The sequence below is a fragment of the Streptomyces sp. NPDC090021 genome (genome assembly GCF_044748225.1).
In the GTDB taxonomy this organism is placed as follows: Bacteria; Actinomycetota; Actinomycetes; order Streptomycetales; family Streptomycetaceae; genus Streptomyces.
This window is the reverse complement of sequence record NZ_JBIVFO010000008.1, coordinates 93,998-96,451: the sequence shown is the minus strand read 5'-3', so window position 1 is coordinate 96,451 and position 2,454 is coordinate 93,998. Positions and strand designations below refer to the sequence as shown.

General features: G+C 76.3%; 2 protein-coding genes. Both read left to right on the top strand.

Going from position 1 to position 2,454, the window contains the following annotated elements:
* The coding region (locus tag ACIPXC_RS08240; RefSeq protein ID WP_401614733.1) for an SUKH-4 family immunity protein at positions 1-1,213 on the top strand (1,213 nt) is incomplete at its 5' end.
* A 150-nt stretch (positions 1,214-1,363) separates the two neighbouring features.
* Positions 1,364-2,236, top strand: a complete 873-nt coding sequence (locus ACIPXC_RS08235; RefSeq protein ID WP_401614731.1) for a DivIVA domain-containing protein — start codon at positions 1,364-1,366, stop codon at positions 2,234-2,236.
* Positions 2,237-2,454 lie beyond the last annotated feature (218 nt).

Below are 2,454 nucleotides of genomic sequence, written 5' to 3'. Positions count from 1 at the left end.
CGCGACGATGTTGGCCGGTCCGGCCGTGACGGGGCAGCCGCCGGCGCCTCCCGGTCCGCCCCGGGCTCCGGGTGCGGGTGCGGGTGCGCCGCAGCCTCCCGGTCCGCCCGGGGCTCCCGGTGGTGGCGCGCACCATGCCGCGACGATGCTCGCCGGTCCCGGTGTGCCGCAGCCTCCCGGTCCGCCCGGTCCGCCGCCGGGAGGGCCCGTGGCACAGCCGCAGGCCCCGTCGGGTGCGCCCACGGTCGGCCCCGGCTACCAGGCCGTGCTGCGCTACCGCGCTCCCGACGGCTCCGAGCAGCAGCTGATCCGCCGCTCGGCGCCCGGCACCCCGCACCCGGAGTGGCAGATCCTCTACGAGCTGCGCGCGATGAACGTGCCGCCGCAGCAGGTGCTGGAGCTGCACACCGAGCTGGAGTCCTGTGAGCTGCCCGGCGGTTACTGCGCCCGGATGATCCGGGAGACGTGGCCGCAGGTGCGGATCACCAGCGTGGCCCCGTACGGGAAGGACCATGCGGGTCGGCAGCAGGGCATGCGGCACCTGCTCACCCACCAGGGCGAGCTGCACCAGGTCGCCGACGGTCCGGCGCGCCCGGCGCCGGTGCGTGCGCCGCTGCCGCAGGTTCCGCTGCAGCCGGCGATCCCGTTGGAGGCCATCGGGCAGGAGCTGGCGGGGGCGTTCGGTCCGCAGGGCGTGTTCCGGTTCGACCAGCGGGCGGTGTCCCGTCAGGGTGTGCCGGAGATCGTGGCGCAGACGCTGATGTGGGCGGGTCTGCCGGTCGATTTCGGGCCGTTCTTCTGGGCGCAGGCGGTGCCGGGGCAGCCGGTGCCGACGCTGGCCGAGCTGGCGGCGCAGCGGCAGGTGCAGGCGGCGTCGGACGCGGGCTCGTACCTCGTGATCGGCAGCGACTTCGGCAAGGCGCTGTGCGTGCAGTACGGGACCGCGCACATCGTCGCGGTGCCGGTCGAGGGTGGTCCGGGGGGCGCTCCGGTGCCGCCGCAGTTCGTGAATTCGAGCCTGCCGCAGTTCGTGCGCTCGATGGCGATGCTGGGTCACATGTGGCGGCTGCGCCAGCATCTGACGCCGGAGCAGGCGGGCCGTTGGACCGTCGATTTCCAGGCGAATCTGGCGGGGCTCGACAGCGCGGCGCTGTCGTCGCCGGAGAGCTGGTGGTCGGTGCTGCTGGAGCAGATGTGGGACGGGCTGTTGTGATGTCCGTCTGAACGCGGTGTCGGGTGGCCGCGTGATCCGCGCAGTGGCCGGGTCGGGACCCTCGGAGGGGGTCTCGGCCCGGCCATTCGGGCTTCGGGGATCAAATGGCGCATCCTTGACGGGAATCCCCGCGAGAGAGGCGCATCCAGGATGAGTGCACCCTTTGCGACCGTGCGCGGTCGCGGCTACCGCATGGAAGAGGTCGACCGGTATCTCGCCCGGCTGTCCGGGAGCCGTGACGAGGCGTGGGAGCGGGTGGCGCGGCTGACGGTCCTGGCCAAGCAGATGGAGGCGGAGGCGGCGCGGCTGCGTGAGGTGGTGGCCGGGCTCGCTCCGCAGACGTACGACGAGCTGGGCGAGCGGGCCCGGCGGATCCTGCTGCTGGCGCAGGAGGAGGCCGAGGCCGTACGGGCGGAGGCGCGGGCGGACGTGTCCGCGACGCTGGACGCGGCCGGGGTGCGTGCCGAGCGGGTGGCTGAGCTGGCGCGCGGGGACGCGGAGGCGGTGCGGGAGCAGACCGAGGTCCGGGCGCGGCAGGGGCTGTTGCGGGCGGAGCGGGAGGCGGACGACCTGCGGGCGGGGGCGCGGCAGGACGCGTCGGCGTGGCGGGCGGACGCGGCGGCGGCGCTGGCGCAGGTGCGGCGGCGGGCGGAGGCGGCGCGGGTGGAGCGGGAACGGGAGCAGGGGGAGCGCTGGGAGGCGGTGGGGCGGGAGCTGGCGGCGCGGGAGGCGGAGCTGGAGGCGCGGCACGCGGAGGCGGAGCGGTCCGCGGAGGCCGCTCTGGCGGAGGCGCGGCGGGGGTACGCGGAGGCGGAGGAGGCGGCGCGGCACGGCCAGGAGGATGCGGAGGCGCGGGCCGCGGAGTTGGTGGCGCAGGCGCGGGTGACGCAGGAGCGGGTGACGCGTGAGACGGAGCGGGTGCTGCGGGAGCATGTGGAGGCGCAGGAGGAGATGCGGGCTCACATGGCGCATGTCAGGGCGAGCCTGTCGGCGCTGACGGGGCGGGCCCCTGCGGAGGGCTGAGGCCGGTGCGGTGCGGTGCCGTGGCCGGGGCCGGGTCGGGCTGGTCGGGACGGTCGGGCTGGTCGGGAGGTGCCGTGGCCGGGCCGGGTCGGGATGGCCGGGAGGTGGGGTGGCCGGGCCGGGCTGGTCGGGACGGTCGGGCTGGTCGGGAGGTGCCGTGGCCGGGCCGGGTCGGGATGGCCGGGAGGTGGGGTGGCCGGGCCGGGCTGGTCGGGACG